Source organism: Dinghuibacter silviterrae, from assembly GCF_004366355.1.
GTDB classification, from domain to species: Bacteria; Bacteroidota; Bacteroidia; order Chitinophagales; family Chitinophagaceae; genus Dinghuibacter; species Dinghuibacter silviterrae.
Window position 1 is genome coordinate 2,600,997 of the sequence record NZ_SODV01000001.1, and the last position, 23,711, is coordinate 2,624,707.

19 protein-coding genes are annotated in these 23,711 nt (G+C 57.1%); 12 read left to right on the forward strand and 7 right to left on the reverse strand.

The annotated features are described in order from the left end of the window. Positions 1-15 precede the first annotated feature (15 nt). Complete coding sequence (locus EDB95_RS11445; RefSeq protein WP_133993686.1) at positions 16-735, reverse strand: hypothetical protein; 720 nt, start codon at positions 733-735, stop codon at positions 16-18. Further along, positions 732-1,280 (reverse strand): DUF4255 domain-containing protein, encoded by a 549-nt coding sequence (locus tag EDB95_RS11450; protein WP_133993688.1) that lies wholly within the window; start codon positions 1,278-1,280, stop codon positions 732-734. The genes EDB95_RS11445 and EDB95_RS11450 overlap by 4 nt, the downstream gene beginning before the upstream one ends. A gap of 234 nt (positions 1,281-1,514) precedes the next feature. Between EDB95_RS11450 and EDB95_RS11455 the strand changes: the two genes are divergently transcribed. Beyond that, on the forward strand, positions 1,515-3,617 hold the full coding sequence (locus tag EDB95_RS11455; RefSeq protein ID WP_133993691.1) for a glycosyl hydrolase family 18 protein: 2,103 nt from the start codon (positions 1,515-1,517) through the stop codon (positions 3,615-3,617). Positions 3,618-3,666: 49 nt separating this feature from the next. Here EDB95_RS11455 and EDB95_RS11460 read toward each other — a convergent pair whose 3' ends face one another. Next, positions 3,667-5,502, reverse strand: a complete 1,836-nt coding sequence (locus EDB95_RS11460; protein WP_133993693.1) for an ABC transporter ATP-binding protein — start codon at positions 5,500-5,502, stop codon at positions 3,667-3,669. A gap of 28 nt (positions 5,503-5,530) precedes the next feature. On the opposite strand from EDB95_RS11460, the gene EDB95_RS11465 reads away from it, so the two are divergent. Then, the gene (locus EDB95_RS11465) at positions 5,531-6,151 is read left to right on the forward strand and encodes a hypothetical protein (protein WP_133993695.1); all 621 of its coding nucleotides are present in this window, start codon (positions 5,531-5,533) and stop codon (positions 6,149-6,151) included. Between the two features lie 150 nt (positions 6,152-6,301). On the opposite strand, the gene EDB95_RS11470 is transcribed toward EDB95_RS11465, so the two are convergent. Beyond that, on the reverse strand, positions 6,302-6,835 hold the full coding sequence (locus tag EDB95_RS11470) for a hypothetical protein (RefSeq protein WP_133993697.1): 534 nt from the start codon (positions 6,833-6,835) through the stop codon (positions 6,302-6,304). A gap of 3 nt (positions 6,836-6,838) precedes the next feature. Here EDB95_RS11470 and EDB95_RS11475 point away from each other — a divergent pair, with 3 nt between their 5' ends. From EDB95_RS11475 to EDB95_RS11520, 10 genes are all read left to right on the forward strand, one after another. After that, positions 6,839-7,825, forward strand: a complete 987-nt coding sequence (locus EDB95_RS11475) for a DnaJ C-terminal domain-containing protein (RefSeq protein WP_133993699.1) — start codon at positions 6,839-6,841, stop codon at positions 7,823-7,825. 79 nt (positions 7,826-7,904) lie between these two features. Then, positions 7,905-8,195 (forward strand): chaperone modulator CbpM, encoded by a 291-nt coding sequence (locus EDB95_RS11480; RefSeq protein ID WP_133993701.1) that lies wholly within the window; start codon positions 7,905-7,907, stop codon positions 8,193-8,195. A gap of 50 nt (positions 8,196-8,245) precedes the next feature. Continuing rightward, on the forward strand, positions 8,246-11,023 hold the full coding sequence (locus EDB95_RS11485; RefSeq protein ID WP_211352083.1) for a bifunctional YncE family protein/alkaline phosphatase family protein: 2,778 nt from the start codon (positions 8,246-8,248) through the stop codon (positions 11,021-11,023). A 71-nt stretch (positions 11,024-11,094) separates the two neighbouring features. Then, positions 11,095-11,640 carry an RNA polymerase sigma-70 factor gene (locus EDB95_RS11490; RefSeq protein ID WP_133993703.1) on the forward strand — a complete coding sequence of 182 codons (546 nt, stop codon included), beginning with the start codon at positions 11,095-11,097 and terminating at the stop codon, positions 11,638-11,640. A 45-nt stretch (positions 11,641-11,685) separates the two neighbouring features. Continuing rightward, a complete protein-coding gene (locus EDB95_RS11495) occupies positions 11,686-12,660 on the forward strand; it encodes a FecR family protein (RefSeq protein ID WP_133993705.1) in 975 nt (324 codons plus the stop codon). A 71-nt stretch (positions 12,661-12,731) separates the two neighbouring features. Continuing rightward, entirely contained in the window at positions 12,732-15,815 is a 3,084-nt protein-coding gene (locus EDB95_RS11500) for a SusC/RagA family TonB-linked outer membrane protein (RefSeq protein ID WP_162852556.1), read from the forward strand. Positions 15,816-15,832: 17 nt separating this feature from the next. Then, positions 15,833-17,371, forward strand: a complete 1,539-nt coding sequence (locus EDB95_RS11505) for a RagB/SusD family nutrient uptake outer membrane protein (RefSeq protein ID WP_133993709.1) — start codon at positions 15,833-15,835, stop codon at positions 17,369-17,371. Next, positions 17,368-18,849, forward strand: a complete 1,482-nt coding sequence (locus EDB95_RS11510; RefSeq protein WP_211352084.1) for an arabinan endo-1,5-alpha-L-arabinosidase — start codon at positions 17,368-17,370, stop codon at positions 18,847-18,849. The genes EDB95_RS11505 and EDB95_RS11510 overlap by 4 nt, the downstream gene beginning before the upstream one ends. Then, a complete protein-coding gene (locus tag EDB95_RS11515; protein ID WP_133993713.1) occupies positions 18,828-19,784 on the forward strand; it encodes a family 43 glycosylhydrolase in 957 nt (318 codons plus the stop codon). The genes EDB95_RS11510 and EDB95_RS11515 overlap by 22 nt, the downstream gene beginning before the upstream one ends. 81 nt (positions 19,785-19,865) lie before the next feature. Then, positions 19,866-20,930, forward strand: a complete 1,065-nt coding sequence (locus tag EDB95_RS11520) for a fatty acid desaturase family protein (RefSeq protein ID WP_133993715.1) — start codon at positions 19,866-19,868, stop codon at positions 20,928-20,930. Here EDB95_RS11520 and EDB95_RS11525 read toward each other — a convergent pair. From EDB95_RS11525 to EDB95_RS11535, 3 genes are all read right to left on the reverse strand, one after another. Continuing rightward, positions 20,927-21,736, reverse strand: coding sequence for a hypothetical protein (locus tag EDB95_RS11525; RefSeq protein WP_133993717.1), 810 nt, complete (start codon positions 21,734-21,736; stop codon positions 20,927-20,929). The genes EDB95_RS11520 and EDB95_RS11525 overlap by 4 nt on opposite strands. A gap of 79 nt (positions 21,737-21,815) precedes the next feature. Continuing rightward, the gene (locus tag EDB95_RS11530) at positions 21,816-22,727 is read right to left on the reverse strand and encodes a DUF6515 family protein (RefSeq protein WP_133993719.1); all 912 of its coding nucleotides are present in this window, start codon (positions 22,725-22,727) and stop codon (positions 21,816-21,818) included. A 27-nt stretch (positions 22,728-22,754) separates the two neighbouring features. Then, positions 22,755-23,534, reverse strand: a complete 780-nt coding sequence (locus EDB95_RS11535) for a DUF2092 domain-containing protein (protein WP_162852557.1) — start codon at positions 23,532-23,534, stop codon at positions 22,755-22,757. Between the last annotated feature and the right edge of the window lie 177 nt (positions 23,535-23,711).

The following is a 23,711-nucleotide window of genomic DNA, read 5'->3' on the forward strand; positions in this document are numbered from 1 at the left end:
CGATGGTTTATTGATTTAGTACAGTAAGATTTCCGAAGCAATGGTCGCGCCCGCGATCGCGCTGGATATAAACCGGACGTCGGGTCCGGGCAGGAGGCCCATGACCACCCGCCCCTGTTCCAGGAGCTGGAATCGCCTGGCCATGGGGTCGGCCAGCGCGATTGGATTCCTGGACGTAAAGGCGACGGCGGAACGGTTGTCCCGGAGGGTAACCGTGCTGGGTCCGTCAAAGGTTTCTTTGGTTTGGGTATCCACGACGCTGGGGTTTTCGAGCCGGACCAGCGGCTCTCCGACGAGGATGTACCGCCAGAGGGTAGCCTTTGCCGCAAACCTTGCGGTATAGTTGGCCTGCAAGTCCTTGTCGATCGTCAATTCCAAAAGACCGAAAAAAGGGCGTGTCTCTCCGGAGGCTTCCTGGTGGAGGTCCTGTGCGCCCGTTTCGTTCCAGAAACAATAGGTATTCAGCGGCAGGTCGGTATAGTTGTAAAAATACGGGTCGGTCATGTCCAGCCGGAAGGTCAGGGTGATCCCTTCTTGAAGGACGTCCGCCCGGGAGCGGGTGCGTCCGCTGAAGTTTGTGTCGAAATACAGGGCAAAACCGCCCGGCCGGTCCCGGAAAAGCAACCCGGCTTCGGTTTGCAGGGGTGTTGCCCTCAATGCCCGGAACGGCTGGGTACCCCAGTATTCGTGGGTGAAATCGACAACGACAAGGGAGGTATAAGCACTCGTACTCATGATGGTTCGTTAACACCGACACCTGTGATTTCCGGTCTGAATTCCCTTAGGACTGCTTCGTCATACGTCAGCATCCTGACCTTGTAAAGGACGGAAGGGATGTACTTGGCCCCGAGCGTTCCCCAAAGGTTGTTGAGGCGTTCGGAGGTCAGGCTTTCCATCTCGACGATCAGCTTTTGGATGTTTTTGTCCAGCCGGGGTGTATTGGTGCGGGTAAAGACGTTTTTCTGTTGCAGGAAGCCGACAACGAACGATAGGAAGCGCAGGGCTTCGGCATAGTTGGAGCTCCCGAAGTACGCGGAGAACAACACATACATGTTGATGTTCATGTCCGTCGCTTTGTTGGGGATCGTAGTTTTACGAGTGGCCGTTTCCTTTTCGAGGTTCACCAACGTGAGCAACACCTTGTTTTCTCCCTGGACAGCCATCGACCCGTCAGGGTTGACGAGACCGGACAAAACGATCTTGTCCTCGGTGGCCGATAGCTTTAGCTTGAGGTAGTCGTTCATTTCACTGGTCAGGCAAGACAGGGCTTCGTAGATCATGGTCAAAAACAACCTTGCCCTCGACCAGGTAGAAACACCTGGACGGGGTAGGTAGAAAAACGGGTGAATGATTTTTTAATGGGCTCCTAAATTCCTGAAAGGCTTATCTGGCCGGGGTTATAGCTAATCGGAATAAAGGCGATTCGGTACAAGATTAGCTATTCTTTTGGAAATTTCAAAGCGCATTCGTGTTCAAAAAAAAGATTAATATTAGGACGTCTTACACGGTTTTTTATGAGATGCTTTTTTACCCTCGCTATACTTCTGACTTTTTTGTGCATCACAAAAGGAGCCACGGCGGCCCCGGCCCGCCCTGGACTCCTTGCCCCTGCTGTGTTTGCGGTGGGGGATAGTACGCCGGTGCAAAAAGAAGCGGGTTTGTTGAAGCGGATCATCGCCTTTCTGCACTTCAAGAAGAACTTTATCGCCGCACAGCAAAAGCGCGTGCTGGCTATTATCGATTCAACGGGTTTACAAAAGGCCGTGGATTCCATTCAAAGCCAGGTGACCGCCCAGGGCAAGGCGGCGACGGCCCAGGAAACCCAGATCGTTGGCCTGATCAATGACCTGGCGAAAAGCCTGGATTCGCTCAAAAAACCCCTGCCCGTTCCGGCCCCTTCTCCGGGGAAGCCGCTTCCCGGGGATACGGTAGACATGCCCGGTGGTGCGGGTTCCTTCCAGGACCTGGTGAGCCAGGTCGTGCCGATGCTCCAGGGCGGCCCTTCCGACGCCGCCGCGCAAAAGGCGTCCGCGGTACACGTCGCCATGATCCAACGCCTGCTCGCGCGCCCACCCCTCGAAGAGGACACGATCAAGATCAACGATACGCTCTCCAAAAGCATCCGGATCGGCACCGTGCATACGCGCGAGGTCCGCGGTTTTTATCCCTACTGGTCCCGGCCCGGTTTTCCGCGGCAGACGTATGAGGTGATCAACAACGTGGATTATTACGGGGCCACCTTCCAGCCGTCAACGGGCAACCTGGACATGCACGGCTGGGACACCGCCGCCGTCATCCAGAATGCAAAAGCGGCGGGCGCCAACCTGTCGCTGACCCTGTTCTGCCAGCGCCCGGGTGCGGTGGATACGCTGCTCCGTAGCCGCTCCGCGCAGTTCAACCTGATCTTACACCTCCGCAGCCTGCTGTCCTACCACAACGCCGAAGGCGTGACGATTTTTTTTGAAAAGCTACCCGCCGGGGCGGTCAACTCGGAACGCTTTACCCAATTTATGGACGACCTTTCGGACAGCCTGCACGCGTCCCCCTTTCTTTTCAAGGTCAACCTGGTGTTACCGCGGGTGGACCCCGCCCGTCAATTCAACCTCGAAGCCCTCGGCCAGGATGTGGACCGGTTCCTCGTTGACTTTACCCACGTGGAAGGCGACCGCCGGGGACCCCTGGCACCGCTCCAGGGGATGGTCAACAACGACGTCCAGTCCTGTATGTCGCGCTACCTCGCTACCGGTTTGCCGCCTTCGCACTTTTTCCTGGTGTTGCCCTACTATGGGATCATCGACACCCCCGGTACGCCCCGGTACATTACGTATGGCCGTATCCGAAGCCTGTACGCCGCAGAGCCCCGGTACGACGACGCCACCGGGACCGCTTTCCTCGATACACCCGGACGCGCGCGCATCTGGTTTGACGACGCCAGGACCCTTTCCAAAAAGTACGACTATGTGCTGAGCGCGGGGCTCGGGGGCGTGGCCATCCGCCTGATGGGCGACGACGCCCCGTATGGCGAGCTCCAGGAAGCCCTCATGGATAAATTTGTGGTGGCCGACACGACCTATATTGCCGATATACGTAAGGTATCCAGACCGTTGATTCCTTTTACAGGCTGGAAATGGACGTTGCCCTACCTTCAGGCCAAATATGAACAATACGAATTCCTTTTCAGCTATCCCTGCGTCATCGATTTTCCCAAGGTCCTGCGTAAACGCTGGAGCCGGATGGGGATCGACGACCTCGACAGGAACTCCGTAGAGGACGAGTGTCGTCGTAGTTTTGGGATCCTGACGCTATTTTTCTTTCTCGTATTCGGGGGACTGCTGTTGCTTTTTGCCTACCAGATCCGGAGAAAGCCCCGTTGGGTCTTCCGGAAACCCTGTATGGCGATCATGGTCCTGGTCGCGGTGCTGGTGACGGTGTCTGCTTTTATGTGGGCCTTTGTTACCAGAAGCATCGGAGGGTTCGGGACGAGTTCGGAACCACAGGAGTGTTATGATTTTCCGTTGTCGACGCTTTTCTGGTTTATCGTGGTGGGGTTGTTGATTGGGGGGGTGATTACGCGGTATCTCGTGTTTCCGCTTATAAAGAAGGATCATATTCCATAGCTTTTTCCCGCCGCCACCGGCTGTCTCGCGCCGTCTGTGGCCCCGCCGCTTAGCGGTACCCCGCCGCCTGCAGGTGGAACAGCTCCGCGTATCTTCCGCCCAGCGCCAGCAGCTCTTCGTGGCTCCCGATTTCCAGCAGTTGCCCGTTCTCCAGGACGAGGATCCGGTCCGCCATCCGTACCGTCGAAAACCGGTGCGAGATCAGCACCGCCATCTTCCCCCGGGTAAGGTCGGCAAAACGTTGAAAAACCTCGTGCTCCGCCCGGGCATCCAGGGCCGCCGTGGGTTCGTCCAGGATCAGGAGCTGTGCATCCCGCATGTACGCCCGCGCCAGGGCCACCTTCTGCCATTCGCCCCCCGAGAGCTCCACGCCGTTGTTAAAGCGCCGTCCCAGGGGCTGGTCATACCGCTTCGGGAGTTTCTCCACGAGCTCGCCCGCGAGGCTTTGCATGGCCGCGCGCTCGACACGGTCCTGCGATTCCTTTTGTTCGATGTTCCCCACGACGATGTTGTTGTTCAGCGTCATTTGGTAACGGATAAAATCCTGGAAGATAATCCCGATGTTGCGCCGCAGATCGGCCATGTCGTATTCCTTGAGGTCCACCCCGTCCAGAAGGATGCGTCCCTCCGTCGGGTCGTACAACCGCGCAAGGAGTTTGACCAGCGTCGTCTTGCCCGCTCCGTTTTCACCGACAAGGGCCAGCTTCTCCCCCGCGTGGAGGGTAAAGTTCAGGTGGCGGTTTGCCCAACGTTCCGAATACGTATACTGGAAACCCACGTCTTCAAATACAAAACCGGTTTTTATAGGATTCGGAAAGGGTAATGGACGTTCCGCCGGCCGGATCCGCGGTTTGATCTGGAAAAAATCAAACAGGTCGCTCAGGTAGATGGCGCCCTGGGATACGCTTGTGAAACGCGTCAGGATGCCGTCCAGGAGCGCCCTCAACTGCCGGAAAGAACCCGCCAGAAAGGTCAGGTCGCCGATGGACAGTTTGCCCGTCAATGTCCGGCCGATGATCCAGACATAAGCCGCATAATAGCCCGCGCTCCCGATCAGCGAAAAAACCGTCCCCCAGACCGAGCGCCGGGTGACCAGCCGTTTGTACTCCAAATAATACCGGTGAGACATGTCCCGGTAAATCTGTATGAGAAACCCCGACAGGTCGAACAGCTTCACCTCTTTCGCCGTCTCGTCGCTCGCGCCCAAATAACGGACATAATCCATTTCCCGCCGCCCCATCGTTTGTTCCCGCATCAGCAGGTACGTCTTGTCGTTGAAATAGGACTCCCCCAAAAAGGCCGGGATGACCGCCAGCAACAACAGCAGGATCAGCCAGATATTAAATGTCATCAACCCCACCGCCAGAAAACCCATCGTGATGAGGTCCTGCAGTTGGCTAAGGATTTGGGACAAAAGAATGGTTCTCCCCGTCGTTTGTTGCCGCGCCCGTTCCAGTTTGTCATAGAACTCCGAGTCCTCAAACTGGTCCAGGTCCAGCGTCGCCGCGTGCTCCATGATCAGCACCGTGGTATGGTTGGCAAAAAGGTCCCCCAGCAAGCTGTCCAACAGGTTCGTCAGCCGCCCCAACCCGTCCGAGGCGATCGCCAGCCCAAATTCCAAAGCCACCAATTCCCAGATCCGCTCCGTCGGGACCGAACCCGGGTGCCGGCTCGCCTGCACCACCAGGTCGATGATCAATTTGCCCACATACAACACACTCACCGGTATCGCCGACCGGAGCACACGCAACCCCAGGTCCGCGGCCGTCATCCAGGGACTCGTCTGCCAGACGAGCCGGAAAAACGCCGGCAGGTTGCCAAGGGCCCTAAGTCTTTGTTTCCAGGTGACTTGTTCTGCGGATCCGGGGGGAGAGGGTCGTTTCATCTTGTGCAATTTACTTATTTTCACGCCCATGCGATTCGTCCGTTTGTGTTTCCTCCTGCCTTTTGCTTTTGCGGCCCAGCCTTTTGCGGCGCGCGCCCAGGAGTTTACCAAAGCCCTTTTGAAAACCAAAACCGGCGCCCTTGTTGTGTACAACAGCAATACCCGCGGGTTTTTGCTCCAACTACGCGCCGACAGCATCCGTTCACTCGATCAATCCGATTTTATGGAACTCGACGGGGTGCTTTTTCAAACGGCGCTGATCCCCATCCCGCTGGATCAGCCCATCGATACGCTTACGCTCCCACAGCAGCGGGCGGTGCTCAAGGGGTACCTTGCTTCGGAGCTTAAGTATTTTTCGGGTTCCATGCACACGAAGGTGTTGAACTTGCAGTCGTCCTATGTCATGCTCGGCGGCCACCTGTTCCTGCGCTGGTTTTTCAGCGTGGCGCCGGGATTAAACCAGCCCCGTGGGCAGGTATACTATTCCACCGTGGTGTTTGACCAGGTGCTCGACCTGAATACGCCGTTGCTGCGGCGTGCCGATACCTTTGCGACGTGCAATGCGCTGCTGTCGCGCGCGGCAAGGTCGCTCCGGTTGTCGGGGGCGCCGGTTGATTTGGATAAACTGTATGAGCGGGTGAATCAGTGAGCGGGGGCTTTTGGGCGAGGTGTGGCTGCCTTGGAGCGGGCAGCGCGGAAGATGGCGCCTGTCTTGCGTTCATCTTGCTTCTGAGCCAGCGCTGATTTTTTATCCTGCTTTCCGACGATCCGGACGTCGTCTAAGGGGTAGTATTTATTTTTATCGGACATCGAAATAGCTTTTGTAATACGAATTTACCAATTTTTTTGCTTCCGGCGTAAAAATCCCCATCCGGTCTCGGTTGTAAATGGGTTGAGCGCCAAGCGTTTGGATGTAGTGGTTGATTAGTTTCGTCTTCGCTGTAAATGCCACAAATCCGTCAAATCCCATGTCGAAACTTGTTTTGCAGGCAAATGCAACAAGATTGCCAGCGACTCCCGAGAAACGTTTGCCAGAACCGAAATTAGACGGGGCAACTTCTATCAGATGCATTTCAATATACTGTTGATTTTTGATGGGTTCAATACTGATAAGACCTTGTATCTCGTCATCATTTTCAATAGTCAACTTGTAGACTTGGTGTCCGGGAACAAGGTATTCTGTCTTCCAATTAAAAAGCCAGCCGTCTTTTTTGCGCGTCTTATTTATTTCCTCCTTTATGACAAAACGAAGCCTCGTCTCAAAGCTTTTTCCGGTTCTAGCTTCATAAGGTCGCTGTTGTGTCGGCGGCCCGGAAATTTTGTACTTTAGCATACCATGGAATTCATCGATTACTACAAAATCCTCGGCGTGGACAAGACCGCCAGCCAGGAAGATATAAAGAAGGCATACCGAAAGCTGGCCCGGAAAAATCATCCCGACCTGAACCCCAACGACAAGGAGGCCAATAAACGATTTCAGCAGATCAACGAGGCGAACGAGGTGCTGAGCGACCCGGAGAAGCGGAAAAAGTATGACCAGTATGGGAAGGACTGGGTACATGCGGATGCGTACGAAGAAGCGGCAAGGCAACGGGGCGGGCGACCGGGCGGATTTAATGGCGGGGCAGGGGCTGGGGCCGGCGGTTTTGGCGGCGGTGCCGGTGGCGGAGACTTCGATCCAAACGATATGTTTGGCAGCGCCGGCGGGAGCGGTTTTTCGGATTTCTTTGAATCGCTTTTCGGTGGCGGTGGCGCGAGCGCCGGCACCCGCGGCCGTTCATCGGGCCAGGCCCGTTTCCGGGGCGGCGACTACCAGGCGGAATTGCACCTCACGCTGGAAGAAGCGTATACCACGCACAAGCGCATCATCAATATTGACGGGAAGGACGTTCGCCTGACCATCCCCGCGGGGGTGGAGAACGGGCAGGTGATCAAGTTGAAAGGGTATGGTGCGCCGGGGGTGAACGGGGGACCCAACGGGGACCTGTATGCGACCTTTGTGATCGCGGAAGACCCGCGTTTTCAACGGGCAGGGAATGACCTGAACATGAAGATACGGTTGGATCTTTATACGGCGGTGTTGGGGGGGGACCTCACGGTGGACACCCTGGGCGGGAAGGTGAAGTTGAAGGTCAAACCCGAGACCCAGAACGGGACGAAGACCCGGTTGAAGGGGAAGGGTTTCCCGGTGTACAAAAAGGAAGGGGAGTTCGGGGACCTTTTTATTACCTACGAGGTGCAGATTCCGACGGGGCTGAGTGAGCAGGAAAAAGAACTTTTTCGCCAGGCGGCGAACATCGCCGCCGCCCGAAGGGCAAAATAATTAGCGGTGTGGCGCCGACCCGGTAAATTTGCAGTACCGGGTTGGCGCCACACAATTGGCTAACCTTAAAAGATAACTTATGGATCAGCAAGAATGGATCCCGGCCGAGGTCTTTTGTACGCACCACCATATAGAATTGTCGCTGGTTCAGGCCATCGGGGATTATGGGCTGGTGGACATCAGCCTATCGGAGGGGCAGGTCCTGATTTCCACGGACGGGCTGGCGGACCTGGAACGGGTGCTGCGGCTTTACGGCGACCTGGGGATTAACCTGGAGGGCATCGAGGCCATTAGCTTCCTCCTGGAGCGGGTGCGTTCCCTCCAACACGAGGTCCGGATCCTGAAGGCCCGTTTGAAAGCCTACGAATAAGTTTACTGTTACTTAACTTTTTGTTTACCTGGGCGTGTTATCTTCAGCGCATGAACACAAAGCTGTTGATATGCCTGGCAGGGCTGTGCGTGGCCGGCCAGGGCGCAGTGGCGCAAACGCCCCAAAGCGGCGCGCAGGCGCAAACAAGCGCGCAAGGCGCGGGGGCGCAAAAAGCCGCGTCGCTGACGACCCTCCAGGTCCCCGCCGGGGCAGCCTATTGTCACATCGACCCCCAGGGCGAAACCGTCCTCCCGAGCGGCCGCCTGGTCACCCCCGCAGGGGAGACGGTCCGCATCACGCGGAGCGCCTTTAGCATCGCCCTCAGCCCGGACGGGCAAACGGCGCTGGTGCTGCACAACGGCGTGGTGAGCCTGATCCGCACGGACAACATCCAGGACGTGACGCGTATCCCCAGCTATGACCATACCATTCCATCCATCCTGAATGGCGCCTCCTTCTTAGGGGCGGCGATCTCCCCGGATTCCAAAACGGCTTACCTGAGCGGGGGGGACCGGGGCAATGTCGTCCTGTTGGACCTGGCCACCCGGAAGAAAGTGGGGGAGATCCCGCTGAACGGGGAGTTTGACGGTGTTCATTACGAAGACAGCTATACGTCCGACCTTCTCCTGGACAGCAGCAGGAACGAATTGTTGGTCCTGGACAGGGGGAACTTCCGGATGGTCCGGATCGACCTGGCGACAAAAAAGATCACGGCCTCCGTCAAAGTAGGCCGGATCCCGTTTGGCGTTGCCCTGAGCCCCGATGGACAGACGGCGTTGGTGGCGAACGTGGGGTTGTATGCCTACCCGTTGGTGCCGGGTGTAACGCCGCACAACAAGGATACGATGATGCTGGACTTTCCGCCGTATGGGGTGGTGACCAAGGCGTCGGAAGAAGGGGTGACCATAGACGGGCGGAAGATCCCGGGGCTGGGTAGTCCGCATGTACCGGATGCCATGAGCGTTTTTACCATTGATTTAAACACCAACCAGGTCGTCGACAAATTCAAGACGGGTTTCCAGATCGGTCAGATGCTGGAGGGGGCGGAGATCGTGGGTGGGGCGAGCCCGAACTCGATTGCGGTAGGCACCGGACGAGCGTATGTCTCGAATGCGACGGACGACATCATCTCCGTCATCGATTATAAAGCACACAAGATGTTGCCGGACATCCACCTGTCGGTGGATCCCGCGCTGGACCACTACCGGGGGCTGATGCCCTTCGGGCTTTGTCTGAGCAAGGATGAATCGACGCTGTACGTGGCGTTGCTGGGGTTGAATGCGGTGGCCGTGGTGGATACCAAGAGTGGGGAAACCCGCGGGCTGATCCCCACGGGGTGGGGGACGACACGGGTCGTTTTGTCCGCGGATCAGCAAAACCTGTTCATCACCTCCGCCCGTGGCTATGGCGCAGGACCCAACGGGGGCAAAGGTTTTGTAAAGCCGCCGCAAGGGACGTACATCGGCGACATCCAGTTGAGTACTTTTCAAAAGGTGCCCGTGCCCGACGCGGCAGCATTACAACAATACACCGCCCAGGTCCTGCACAACACCTACGCCAAAACAATCGCAACGGACGACGGCGCCAACCCTTTACCGCCCCTGCCGGGTCTTCGCGAAAGCCCGATCCGTTACATCATGTACATCACTAAGGAGAACCGGACCTACGACGAGGTCATGGGTCAGCTCGAAGGTGGAAAGGGGGACTCTACCCTGTCGCGTTTTGGAATCCACGTGCCGGTGAACCAGGCCTATAGCAAAACGGTGGCGGTACAGGATGCGCTGGTGATGCCGAACCACCTCCGGCTGGCAAAGGCTTTTGCTTTTTCCGACAATTTTTATTGCGACAGCGATGCGTCGATCCATGGCCACCACTGGATGGTGGGCACCATTCCCAATGAATACGTGGAGGTGAACTCCGCGGAGGGTGGGTCGTTTAATGCTTTTTCCAGCGCACCCGGGCGGCGCTTCCCGGGGTCGACCGGGGGGATGGACCCGGAGGATTATAACGAGATAGGTGGGTTGTGGGAAAATATGGACCGGCACCACATCCCCTTTTACAACTTCGGGGAAGCAAACGAATATACCGGTGTCTGGGAAGAATGGAACGAGACGAAGTTCGGTTCCATGCAACCCGTGGTGTTCCCCCTGCCCAAAGCGCTCTACGACAGGACCAGCCGCACTTATGCGGGTTTTAATACCAATATCCCGGACCAGTTGCGGGTGGACCAGTTCGAACGAGAGTTTACCCTGCGCTGGCTCAAAGGGTCAGAACCATTACCCCGCCTGCTGGTCATGCAGTTGCCCAACGACCACGGCTCAAGCCCCCGGCCAAAGGACGGCTATCCTTTCCTGCAATCCTACGAGGCCGACAACGACCTGGCCCTTGGACGGATCATCCAGTTCCTGTCGCATACCCCTTATTGGAAACACATGCTGGTCATCGTCACCGAAGACGACGCCCAGGGCGGGGCCGACCACATCGATGCCCACCGCTCAGACCTGTTGCTCATCGGCCCCTATGTGAGGCACGGGTATGTATCCCACACCCACGCCAACTTCGGGAGTTTGCTAAAGGTCATTTACAACATCACCGGCGCGGGCTACGTCAATCAATACGACCTGACCGCCTCGTTGCTGTCGGACTTCTTTACGCCCACACCCGACTTGACACCCTATATGGCGGTGCCTTCCGACACCAGGGTCTTCGACCCCCAAAAGGCGCTGGACCGCTATCACCGGACCTTCGACTGGAAAAAAGTGCACCAGGGCGCGTTGCTCGACGACGAGGATGACCAGCGCGCGGAATTTTACCAGGGGCACAAATAAGTGTTTATTAGACAATAATTCTGTGGGGAAAATGAAATTATTGCTAATTTGGTAATGATTTTAACTACCCCGTGTCGGACCAACCTACGATTGCTGCTTTGAGGATGGGCAACCAGTTTGCCTTTGAGGCTGTTTTTCATGCCTTTCACCCGAAGGTGTACGGGTACATCCTGCAAAAGACCCATTCGGCGTATATGGCCGAGGAGGTCGTGCAACTCGCTTTCATTAAATTATGGCACTACAGGGAGAGCCTTGATCCGGAAGTGTCGCTCTCGGCCCAGGTTTTCCGCGTCGCAAAAACGACCCTGATCGACCAGCTGCGCAAGGAGGCGGTGCGCAGCCGGCTCCTGACACAGGGAGAGGCGAAGGGGACGGCGCAGAGCGAAAGCCCCACGGAAAACGCGCTAAAGCGCCTGGAGGAAAAGGAACTGGCCGAACGTATCCAGCAGGTAGTCCGGAGTATGCCGGGCGTCCGGCAGCGCGTCTTTGCCATGAGCCGTTTCAAAGGAATGTCCTATAAGGAGATCGCGGACGCCCTGTCCATCTCCGTGCGGACGGTCGAAAATCATATTGCACAGGCGCTCAAACAATTGCGCCATAATATCCCTTTTTTTTAACGGCGACTAGGGGATCACCTCCTCCTCAAACGTAATCTTATTGTCATGATCACACCGGAATTAGTCAGAAGGTTCCTCCACGGCACGTGTACGGAAGAAGAGAAGGCGCGCCTGAAGGAATACTTCACGACCCATCCGGAAGAATGGGACAGGTATTTGACACTGGAGGATTGGGAGGCGTTCGAGCCTTCGGTGCAACCCGCGGAGGGTGCACCGGAGCGGTGGTGGAAGGTGATCAGGGGCGAAACAAAAGCAAGAAACTGGAAATGGCTGGCTGCCGCAGCGATGGTGGCGGCGATAGCGGGTGCGGCGCTGTGGTGGAGCAGAACGGAGAAGCCCATAAAGCAACAGATCGCGCAAACCGATACCCTGCGCCGTCAGTTCAATGGTTCGCAGAAAACAGTGCGGTATTTCATGGAAGACGGGTCCACCGTCGACCTGGAACCGGGGAGCGAGATCCGTTACCAGGTGCCCTTTGCAAAGGGAGGGCGAAGGATCGTCTACCTGAATGGCGGCGCCACCTTTGATGCGGCCAAAGACCCGGTTCACCCCATGTCGGTTTATAGTGGCGTTTTGCAGACCCTCGTGTTGGGGACGAATTTCAGGATAGAAGCGTTTGACCAGGCACCCTTTATAAAGGTACTGCTGCATACAGGACGCGTGCGGGTATCGAATGTGGACCTGTTGCCCGGACAGGAGCTTTGGTACGATAAGAACACCAGACTGGCGACGGTACACCAGCCCAAAAAGCGGGAGCTGACGCCGCCGAAAAATGCAGCGGGCGTCCCCGACTGGTACATGTTCAACAACCAGTCCCTGGCGCAGGTGTTTGACCAACTGAGTGAAATCTACGACGTAAAGATCCAGTATAACGAAAGCGACCTGAAGGGCTTGTATTTTATCGCCCGGTTTGACAAGGCGGATTCGCTCGAAGAGATCATGAATGACATCGCACTCCTCAACGGGCTCGCGATCCATAAACAGGAGAATACCTATATCGTTAGAAAGAAAATCCATTAAATAACACGGGTAGGAAGACTTCCCTGAGCCAGGGCGGGATGCCTATGCCCGTATCCAAACACGACTTGCATATGAAACGATTGTCATGCTTGCTGCTGACCCTGCTTGTTTTGCTGTCCGTAAAGGCCCAGGACAAGCTGACCGAGGTCAAGGGTATCGTCCAAAACGACAAGGGTGATCCCCTACAGGGTGTCAGCGTCATCGCCCATAATACCCGCAATAGTTTTTCGGCGGGAGCGCAAACCGACGCCGGCGGTGTTTTTACTTTTCCCAAACTTCCCTCCGGCGGAGAATACAGTTTCTCCTTTTCCAACGTGGGGTACGAGTCGCAGACCCTTTCGGGTTACCGCCTCAAACCGGGGACAACGGTGTCGCTGGTGGTGAAGCTCCTGCAAACCGTCCAAAGCCTGAACGACCTTGTCGTGGTGGGGTATGTGGCGGTGCGTAAAAGAGACCTTACGGGTTCGGTGGGCATCGCCAACCCGGACGACGTCAAAAAAACCGCGACCTACGACATCGCCCGAAGCCTTCAAGGGCAGGTAGCCGGGGTGAGCGTACAGGGATCGGGGGAACCCGGCAGCTTTGTCAACATCAAGATCCGGGGCGTGAGCAGTCTGAACGACAACAACCCGCTTTTTGTGATCGACGGGGTGCCCATCATCAACGAAGCGCCTTATGACTTTCCGATCGACGACATCGAAAGCATACAGGTCCTGAAGGACGCGTCTGCGGGCGCCATCTATGGGTCCAGGGCCGCCGCGGGGGTGATCATCATCACGACCAAAAAGGGGAAAAGCGGGCCCATGCAGCTACACTATAATGCCTACTATGGTGTCCAGAACATCCCCAAGAAGCTGCCCCTGACGGACCGGGTGCAGTATCAGCAGATCACCGATGCCGCGGAAACCAACGCGGGGCTGCCCCTGGCGCCGGCGAACGACCCGACGTCACCGCAATACATCAGCAACGTCAATACCAACTGGCAGGATGCTGCGTTTAAAACGGGGATCATCCAAAACCACGACCTGAACTTTTCGGGGGGCGGGCTGAACACGACGTACAACGTATCCCTGAACTATTTCGACCAAACGGCCACGGTCAGGGGCGGTCCCGGGGAACCAAAGTACAACCGGTACAACTTCAACGCCAATATCCAAAGCAAGGCAGGGATCATTTCCTTCGGGGCCCGCGCCAGCTATACCCAGTCGCACAAACAGGACCTGACGTATCCGCACCTGCATCCCAACATCGGGAACGAGATCGTCGACCTGGACCGCGCGATCCCCACGGTGCCGGTGTACGACACCAGCCGTTTGGGGGGCTTTGGGGGCACCAACCAGATCACCCAAAAGGCGATCGTGCTCAACATCATCGGGATGAACAACCTCCTGGACAACTACAGCAACCGCAACCGGTTCCTGGGCAATGCCTGGGTGGAAGTCGAACCCTTGCACAACCTGAAGTATAAAATGAACCTGGTGTATGACTGGACGGACACGCGGGACTTCTTTTTCGAGCCGCAGTACGACCTGGGCTGGTATTACCTCAACACCATCGCGTATATGACGGATACCCGGGGTAGCCAGTACACCGGTCTGATCGAAAACCTCTTGACCTATCACCTGGAGACCGGCCGCCACACGCTGGACCTCCTGGCGGGGCAGTCCTTTGAAAAAGACGACGAACAGTTCCTGGAGGGCATCGAATCCGGTTTCAAGCCGCCGTATTTTTATTCCTTTGGCACGGGTGATCCAACCACGGCTTCGGTCCAGAGCGGAGAACAGACGGCCACCCTGTCGGCCTGGCTGGGCCGGTTGAACTATAACTTCGACCAGCGCTACCTCGTCACGGTGAACTTCCGCCGGGACGGTTCGTCCAAGTTCAGCCCCGACAACCGCTGGGGGAACTTTGCCTCCGTCGCGGGCGCCTGGAATATTTCCAACGAGAAGTTTATACACCTGCCCAAGTTTATCAACTATGCCAAACTCCGGGGTGGGACGGGTACGACGGGGAACCAGAATTTCCCGTCGAACTACGCGTTTACCGCGTATATCAATTCCAATGCGAACTACCTCTTTGCAACCGTGCCCAATGCCGGCCCCGACCAGGTACTGGCGTCCGGTTCGATCCAGACACAGGTCGCCGACCCCACGATCAAATGGGAAACGAAAGTGACGTCTTCCGTGGGGCTCGACCTGGGTCTTTTCCACAACATGGAATTTACCGCCGAGTATTTTATAAACACCTCCAAGGACCTGATCGCCCAGCCTCCCATACCGCTGTCCGTGGGCGCGACCAATACGCCCTATGTCAATGCCGCTTCGTTGCGCAACTCGGGGCTGGAGTTCACCCTGACCTATAAGAAAAGGGTAGGCGCCGTAGATCTTTCGGTCACGGGTAACGCCCACACTTTACACAACAAGGTTCTCAAACTGGGGGGCACCAACGACCCGATCTATGGAGCGGAAAGCAAGACCGAGGTCGGTCACGAGGTGGGAGAAATCTACGGCTATGTCACGCAGGGCATTTTCCAGAACGCATCGGACATTGCCAAACACGCCACCCAACCCAACGCCGCGCCCGGGGATATAAAATTCAAAGACCTCAACGGAGACGGGGTGATCGACGCCAACGACCAGCAATACCTGGGCAGCGCCATCCCCAAGCTCTACTATGGGTTGAATGTCGGCGCGAGCTGGAAGAATGTTGACTTTTCCATATTTTTCCAGGGCAACGAGGGCAACAAGATCGTCAACGGGTTGTACCAAACCCTGATGGCCGGCCAGTATACCAACCACTATATCGACGAACTGAACTACTGGACGCCCACCCATACCAATACCAATATTCCCCGGCCCATCATCGGTGATCCTAACGGAAACGACCGGGCGTCGGATCGCTGGGTGGAAAACGGTTCTTATGTGCGGTTGCAAAATACCCAGTTGGGCTATACTGTTCCCCAGGGGATGCTGGCGCGGACCCATGTCGTGAAGACGGCGCGCTTGTACGTGTCCGGTCAGAACCTGTGGACGCTGACCAAGTACCGCGGGTATGACCCCGACATCATCAGCGACGGTCTTTTCAGCCGGGGCTTTGACTATGGTTCCTTCCCCAATCCCCGGACGGTGATGTTCGGCGTGCAGGTGGGTTTTTAACATCAAAACATTGAACAATGAAACGTTATTTCATCATACTCGCGGTGCTGTTGACCGGCTGTACCAAACAGCTCACGCAAACCAACCCCAACCAGCAAACCGCCCAAACCTTTTGGAAAACGGCCACTGACGCCGTGGACGGCGTCAACTCGGTGTACGGCAGCCTGATGCTGGACGGGTCGTATATGCGCTTTACCCACGTCGTCCTCAATACCCGCGGAGACGACGCCACGTCCAACAGTCCCTGGGACCAGATCTACAACTGCGGCAAGTTTGCCCTGAACGTCGACGGCTTTGCCGCCTCGGCGCCTTTTACCGCCTATTACCAGGGCGTCTTCCGTGCCAACCAGGTCATCGAATCGGTCCCCCCGATCGTCATGGATACGGCCCTGAAGAACCGTGTCCTTGGACAGGCCTATTTCCTAAGGGGATTGTATTATTTCCACCTGGCCGACATTTATCAGAACGTGCCGATGCCGCTCACCATCGCCCAGTCCTCCAGCGACTACTATGCCCGGCAGGTGTCCCAGGACACGGTCTGGATGCAGGTGATCTCCGACTTTACCAAGGCGGCGACGCTCCTGCCGGTGTCCTACGCCGACGTCACGGGTCTTGACGCCAACCAGTTTGGCCGGGCCACCAAGGGCGCCGCCCTTGCTTACTTAGGGAAGACGCTTTTGTTCACCAAACAATACGCCGCGGCGGCCGCCCAATTCCAGGCGGTCATCAACCTCGGGGTCTATTCCCTGGTGCCCAATTACCACGACAACTTTACCGAACAGGACGAAAACAACCCGGAGTCGATCTTCGAGGTACAATTCTCCCGTAGCGTTGGTGGTACCACGCAAGGGTGGGGACCGGGCGATCCCCAATCCAACTGGGCAAAGTATGAGGCCAGGGCCATCACCTTCGGCCCGCGCAATTTTGCCTATTGCGACGTGCAACCCACAAAGGCGCTGTATTACGAATTCCTCCAGGAACCCACCGCCGCGAACCAGGTGGATCCGCGTTTGTACGCCACGATGTTTTACAATACCCCCACTATGAAAGTGTATGGCCAAAGCTTCCAGGCAACCTTCGGGGTGGCCGATTCGGAAGTGTTTTGCCGTAAGTACGAGAACGACGGCTTTGTCGCTTCTGAATTCGTCTGGCAGTTTGCCTCCGGGATCAATTCCCGCCTGATGCGGTACGCCGATGTATTGCTGATGTATGCCGAGTGTCTCAACGAGGAAGGCAACACCGCCCAGGCGTATCCTTATATCCAACAGGTCCGCGCGAGGGTGGGGCTGGCCGACCTGGCCACGGTAAAACCCAACCTGACCCAGGCCCAGATGCGCGACCAGATTGCCCACGAACGCTTCCTGGAGTTTGGGCTGGAGGGAAAGCGTTTCGACGACATCCGGCGATGGGGCTGGCTTCAGGACCCCACCAAGCTCGCCTGGCTCCAGGCGCGGGATCCGGAGTTTAAAACGTATACGACGGGGAGGGAATATATGCCTATTCCGCTGGCGGAGATAGAAGCAAATCCGGGGGTAATACAAAATAAAGGGTGGTGAGAAAGTTACTTCTGCCGGCGCTGGCGCTGCTTGTCGCGTGCAGCGTGCTGGTCGCCGCGTGTAGCCGCAAAGGCGCCACGCCGGGGACAACGTCTTCGACCGACACCACGGGCTCGTCGGGCTCCAAGCCCTTTGACATCAACACCATCGAGGACACCTACGCCGACGTGGCGCCGTTTTCCGACTACCCGTCCTGGGGACCGTACAACGTCCACGACCCGTCCATCAAAAAGTTTGGGAATACCTACTACTGTTACTCGACCGACGTGGCGTACGGATTTACGCCCCGCCTGGGCATCCAGGTGCGGAAGTCCCCGGACCTGGTGCAGTGGACCTTTGTGGGCTGGGTGTTTGACGCGCTGCCCCCCTTAGGCGCCGCCTACATCACCCAGAACGGGGGTACGCCCAACCAGGCCTTGTGGGCGCCCTACATCATCCAGGTCGGGAGCGAATACCGGTTATATTATTCATTAGCCTCCGGAACCACAAAGCTGAGCGTCATCGGGCTGGCGGTAGCATCCTCCCCCGAAGGGCCCTGGCAGGAAAGGGGAGTGGTGGTGGGTTCCACCACTTCCCTCTCCATCACCAACGCCATCGACCCGACCGTGGTGGTCACCCCCACCGGGGACGAATGGATGTACTATGGCTCGGCCTTTGACGGGATCTATGCCCTACAGCTCGATCCCACCACCGGTCTGGCGCTGACCCCCGGTGACAAAGGCAAACGCATCGCCAACCGCGGGTTTACAAACGGCCAGTACAACGGAAACATCGAAGGCGCGGAAATCATCTATCACCCGGGGTTAAAAAGGTACTACCTCTTTATCTCCTACGACTGGCTGGAGACAAAGTACAACGTCCGCGCCGCCTGGGGACTCAACCCGCAGGGCCCGTTTTACGACATCACCGGCCAGGACATCAACACCAACGTGGACCACACCCCGATGATCATTGCCCCTTATCAGTTCAACGGCCATGGCGGCTGGCAGGGGACGGCACATTGTACCGTCTTTGACGACGGCAACGGCCAATACTTTATCGCCCACCAGGGTCGCCCGGGTGTGGACTTTTATTACATGGACCTCCACGTCCGCAAGCTTTTCTGGACACCCGGCGGCTGGCCCGTCGCCTCCCCCGAGCGCTATGCCTGGGAGAAAAACGACACCGTCCCCGTGGCCCAGCTCATAGGGACCTACGAGCAAATCGACCTGAACTACCAGGTGGTCCCGGGGTACCAGGCCCAGCAGGTCTCGCCGGACTTTCAGACGTCGGTGCCGCTGACGCTGTCTTCGGACGGGACCTTCGGGGGAGGCACCTGGGCCTATACCGGACCCTGGCTGACGCTGCACTGGCAAAGCGGGCGGAGCGACACGCTGTTTGTACAGGCGGGGAGGGATTGGGAGAAAAAGACCAATACGATCATTTTTACGGGGTTGAATAATTCGGGGACCGCAGTATGGGGGAAAAAATCACAATAGTATTGTTGTTCCTCGTCGGTCGCGTCTTCGGACAGGACATCCCCGTCCACGACCCCGTCATGATTCGTCAGGATAGCGAATATTTCGTATTTTGCACCGGCATGGGCATTGCCGTCTGGTCCTCCACGGACCGGGCCCACTGGCATAAGGAAAGTCCGGTGTTTGCGCAACCACCCGCCTGGGCCGTGCAGTTGGTGCCCGGGTTTAGGGGGCATATCTGGGCGCCGGACATTTCCTTATACCAGGGGAAATATTGTCTGTTCTACGCGGTATCTACTTTTGGAAAAAATAATTCCTGTATCGGTCTCGCCGTCAGTAGCTCCCTGCATGAGCGTTTTGTGGACAGGGGCATGGTCCTGCATTCCATCCCCGGCCGGGATCTTTGGAACGCCATCGATCCCAACCTTATCCTGGATAGCACGGGCGTGCCTTGGCTGGCCTTCGGTTCATTCTGGGAAGGGATAAAGCTCGTCCGGCTGCGGCCGGATCTTAGCGGACCTTCGGATCCCGAACAATGGTATACGCTGGCCACCCGGCCGCGTGCTTTTGGCCTCGCCGATACCCTGGCAGGGGATGGGGCCATCGAGGCACCGTTTATATTCCGGCATGCCGGCTGGTATTACCTGTTCGTGTCCTTCGACTATTGTTGCCGGGGAGCGGCCAGCAACTACCGGGTCATGGTGGGGCGCGCGCGACAGGTGTATGGTCCGTACGTCGACCGGGACGGAACGCCCATGATCGCGGGCGGCGGCACGGTGGTCTTACAAGGGGATGCCCGCTGGCATGGGGTAGGTCACAACGCGGTATGCACCTTTGACGGGGTGGATTATATCATTTATCATGGATATGACGCGACCGACCGGGGGATTGCCAAGCTCCGCATAGACCGGCTGGACTGGGATAATGACGATTGGCCACATCCTTTTGTTAAATAATCCCCCGGGCGTCGGGATTCGACGGACTCGGTGTACCTTCGTGGGAGCCCCGCAATTCATGCCCGGCTTAAAAAGCCGATCATGCTCCCCCCCAAATATGGTACTCCGTCCCTTCAGGCGATCCTGAAAAAAAATGTAAATGACTATTTCGAACTCCGGCACGTAAAGCCGACGGGTAACTTCTCCCTTTACCTCAAGTGTGCCTTGCTCTTAGGCGCTTATCTTGGCCTGTATATCCACCTTGTTTTCTTTACGCCCGTTGCCTTCCTGGCCATTGGGGAATGCGTGTTGCTGGGGTTGTTGACGGCCTTTATCGGATTTAACGTCATGCACGACGGGGCGCACGGGAGTTTCAGCCGGCATCCGTGGGTCAACCGGCTGGCTGCCTTGAGCCTGGATGTATTGGGTGCGAGCAGCTTTATGTGGAACGTCAAGCACAATATGGTGCACCATGCCTATACGAATGTGGACGGCGTCGACGACGACATCAACGCCCGGCCCTTCCTGAGGCTGTGCGACACCCAAAAGCGCCTTCGCCTGCACCGGTATCAGCACCTGTATTTCTGGGCGTTGTATGCGTTGTTGTATTTCTTCTGGATCTTCTTTACGGACTATAAGAAATATTTTACCCGCAAGGTGGGTGTCGTTCCGCTAAAGCCGCTCCGGTGGAAGGACCACCTTCTCTTCTGGGGTTTCAAGTTGCTTTATCCGTTTGTCTATATCCTTCTTCCGATGTATTGTTGCGGGGTAATCCCCTGGTTGGTCGGTTACCTGATCGTCGCCTGCGTGGCGGGTTTTACCCTCAGTACCGTATTCCAACTGGCGCATACCGTGGAAGAGACAGCCTTCCCCGTCGCCGCCCAACCCTCGAACCGTATTGAAGACGAATGGGTCCTTACCCAGTTGAAGTCGACCGCCAACTTTGCAACGAAGAACCGCCTGGTCACCTGGTGTCTCGGCGGGCTTAATTTTCAGATAGAACACCACCTGTTCCCGAAGATCTCCCACGTCCATTATCCCGCCATCGGACGGATCATCCGGCAGACGTGCAAGGACCTGGGGATTCCGTATATCGAGCACCGCCGGATGTCGCTCGCCCTGGCTTCCCACGTATCCCATTTGAAGAAGATGGGCCGGCGGCCTTAAGAGGGCGCCCCTGGCTGCGCGAACTTGAACGTATACCAGTCGGACTCATTTTGAGAAGCTTGCGGCCGCTGCTGTCCACCGCGGCCCCCTCCGCCCATTCCCATGCCCATCCCCATACCGCCCATGCCCATGCCAAAGCCCATGTGCGGCCGGAAGCCGTTTCCGCCATTCCCCTGGTTGCGGTTGGCGCTCCGTTGATCGGGCAGGTTCCCGATGACGATCCCCACGCTAAAGTCGCGGCGGAGTGTTTTTGTATCCAGACCGCCCCGCTTCAGTACGGTATACAGCGGAACGATGGCTTCATAGACCAGGAGACTGTCCCCGTGAAATGCCAGGGCGACCTGTATGGGGGAATGTTTGTCCCCCGGGTTGTACTGCCCGTTTTCGACGTTGTGGAATCCGGAGGTGTTGTATACGGACGCCGCGGCTAAAAGGGCGTTCTTGCTGTACAGGCTGTCCTGGTTAAACGTCAGGGGATCGGTGCTGTTGCTTTCAGGGTATGAAAGGTCGATCGTTTTATCCATCTTGCCTTTGGGATCGAAAAAGACATCCATGCCCGCCCTCAGGATGCGGCGCTGCATCCGGTCGTCCCTGGTCATGACAACGATATAGAGGTTCCTGGCGTCGTTGGTGACGTTAAAGGACAGCGTATGTCTCGGATTGGTAAACCGGAGCGGTTGCGACCAGTCGCCGGCCTGCCCGTCCGCCACGACAGGTGTAGATTGATAGTGACCCTGGGGGGCGGTTCCCCTGGCGCACGCACACAACAGCGCTACGGCTGCGGCAAAAGCAAAAAGTCCCTTCATGTAGAAGGGACTTTGCCGCCCCCGGACCGTTTAACGTCCGTCGGCGAAATATGCTATAAAATCGGTAAATCAGCCGAGGCTAGTTACCCATCTGAACAACTTCGTATGCGTCCGACCCATCCTGGGAGATCGGTTCGTAGTACACGTTGTTGTACACCAGGAAGGTTTGCCCGTCGATGTCCTGCTGGACCGCGCCCGTGGGCAGTTCGGTGATGACCGCGCCGGGGGGAGCGTCGACCACCTGGTATCCCTGATCGGTGTACACATAAAACGCGCCCCCGAAGTAATAGTAGGTCTGGTCACCCACCTGGGTGGTCTCGTATCCTTCCGGCAACGCGTTGACGATAGCGCCGACGGGAGGCGCTACCGCGACATAACCGCCGTTGTCCGGCTGGTAATAGACACCCTGGTCATAGTAATAGGGCTGGCCGCCAAACGAGAAATAAAAGGCATCCGCCATCATCGCGCCCAGGAAAAAGCCAACCGGGTGCCAGCGGGGTCCCCAGTAGAAGGGCCGGTAAGGATGGTAAAAATAAGGATGTACGCTTCGGTAACCGCCCGTATGGTACACATTGACGTGTTCGTTCGTATACCCACCACGGGTAGGGGGAACGACGGGCCGGGGGGCCGGGCGATTGTCGGTAGGGGCATTGCCGCGGCCATAGTCATGGTTGCCGACATTCCAGGCACCGCCGTTGATCGAACGGGCTTCCGGTTGCGGGTTTCCGCGATTGACTTCCGGGTTACCGTTCGGGCGGCCGGCGGGTTCAACGGGCCGCTGCTGCTGTGGCTGCTGTTGTGCAGGAGCCGGGCGGTAAGCAGGCGCCGGCGCCGGATGATAGGCCGGAGCAGGCGCGGGCGCAGGACGTCCGCCGCCGCCGCCAAAGTTGCTGTGCCCGAAACGCTGGGCCTGTGTATATCGGGGCAGGCAGGCCAGGAGCAGGAGCACCGCCCCGGCAGCCATACGTATATAAGAAGTGGAAGAGCTCATAGTGTGTAAACGCTTGAAGGATGAACATTATTTTTTACCCGTACCTGTCCTTGACACCTTGCGGGGCGCGCGGTTACCCAACGCGACCAGCGCGATTTTCGACGCGGAGGGCGGGGGCGTGAACGAAAAGATCGCGTCCGGTAGGTTGGGGTTGACCTGCCAGTCGTTCAGCGTCGCCTCGAACTGGCGATTCTGGCCGCCTTCCGTGTACACGATCACGACTTTGGCAGGGAGGAAAAAGGCGTCGTGACGGATCCAGAACTGAAACGTTTTGTCCTTGGCCACCCCGGCGATGTGAAAACATTCCTCGTTGCCTACCTTGGTCATCCCCAGGTATACCAGGCTTTTGGCATCGGAAAGGATGTCGTCCACAAATGTCGGGTAGAAAAAATCCGCCACCGGGAAGTCGATCCCATACCGCTTGTTGACCGTGTCCATCATTTCGACGACACCCACGGATAAGGGTATCTGCCCGTACTGGTTTTTGTCCATCGAATAATAGGTCAGGGCCGTGCCGTCGTAAAAAAACGAGCGCGTACCCTTGTCTCCTTCGGAACGGACAAGGAGCTTGTTGGGTCCATGCAGGTAGACCTGTTCCTCGTCGGAATGCTTGATCAGGCCGAGTTCCCGGCTGACGACGTCATAGTTCGCGTTGACGTTGACGCTGCAGGAACCGAGGTCCCCGATGGTAGCGCTCATTTTGTCCAGGATGGCCACCGCGACGGTGTCGATCCTGCGGGACTGGGCTTGTGTGCCGACCCAGGCGCCCGTGGACAGGAGCACGAACAGTAGGATTTTTTTATTCATAGTTGGCGCAATTTCAGAAATTTTTATATCTTCGCTGCACAAATATAACAAACTATGTCCCGCACTTGCACATACTTCAACAGCGACGGAATGAAAGCCACCTGGCTGGATTTCTCCGAGCGGGGCATGCTGCACACGATCTTTTAGGTAACTAATATACAGCATGAAAAAAGCCCC

Bases quoted from the DNA above. Each gene is read 5' to 3' on its own strand.
- EDB95_RS11450 (WP_133993688.1), bottom strand. From the start codon at position 1,280: ATGATCTACGAAGCCCTGTCTTGCCTGACCAGTGAAATGAACGACTAC.
- EDB95_RS11535 (WP_162852557.1), bottom strand. From the start codon at position 23,534: ATGAATAAAAAAATCCTACTGTTCGTGCTCCTGTCCACGGGCGCCTGG.
- EDB95_RS11465 (WP_133993695.1), top strand. From the start codon at position 5,531: ATGCGATTCGTCCGTTTGTGTTTCCTCCTGCCTTTTGCTTTTGCGGCC.
- EDB95_RS11470 (WP_133993697.1), bottom strand. From the start codon at position 6,835: ATGCTAAAGTACAAAATTTCCGGGCCGCCGACACAACAGCGACCTTAT.
- EDB95_RS11530 (WP_133993719.1), bottom strand. From the start codon at position 22,727: ATGAGCTCTTCCACTTCTTATATACGTATGGCTGCCGGGGCGGTGCTC.
- EDB95_RS11505 (WP_133993709.1), top strand. From the start codon at position 15,833: ATGAAACGTTATTTCATCATACTCGCGGTGCTGTTGACCGGCTGTACC.
- EDB95_RS11460 (WP_133993693.1), bottom strand. From the start codon at position 5,502: ATGAAACGACCCTCTCCCCCCGGATCCGCAGAACAAGTCACCTGGAAA.
- EDB95_RS11445 (WP_133993686.1), bottom strand. From the start codon at position 735: ATGAGTACGAGTGCTTATACCTCCCTTGTCGTTGTCGATTTCACCCAC.
- EDB95_RS11485 (WP_211352083.1), top strand. From the start codon at position 8,246: ATGAACACAAAGCTGTTGATATGCCTGGCAGGGCTGTGCGTGGCCGGC.
- EDB95_RS11495 (WP_133993705.1), top strand. From the start codon at position 11,686: ATGATCACACCGGAATTAGTCAGAAGGTTCCTCCACGGCACGTGTACG.
- EDB95_RS11480 (WP_133993701.1), top strand. From the start codon at position 7,905: ATGGATCAGCAAGAATGGATCCCGGCCGAGGTCTTTTGTACGCACCAC.
- EDB95_RS11500 (WP_162852556.1), top strand. From the start codon at position 12,732: ATGAAACGATTGTCATGCTTGCTGCTGACCCTGCTTGTTTTGCTGTCC.
- EDB95_RS11520 (WP_133993715.1), top strand. From the start codon at position 19,866: ATGCTCCCCCCCAAATATGGTACTCCGTCCCTTCAGGCGATCCTGAAA.
- EDB95_RS11475 (WP_133993699.1), top strand. From the start codon at position 6,839: ATGGAATTCATCGATTACTACAAAATCCTCGGCGTGGACAAGACCGCC.
- EDB95_RS11515 (WP_133993713.1), top strand. From the start codon at position 18,828: ATGGGGGAAAAAATCACAATAGTATTGTTGTTCCTCGTCGGTCGCGTC.
- EDB95_RS11525 (WP_133993717.1), bottom strand. From the start codon at position 21,736: ATGAAGGGACTTTTTGCTTTTGCCGCAGCCGTAGCGCTGTTGTGTGCG.
- EDB95_RS11455 (WP_133993691.1), top strand. From the start codon at position 1,515: ATGAGATGCTTTTTTACCCTCGCTATACTTCTGACTTTTTTGTGCATC.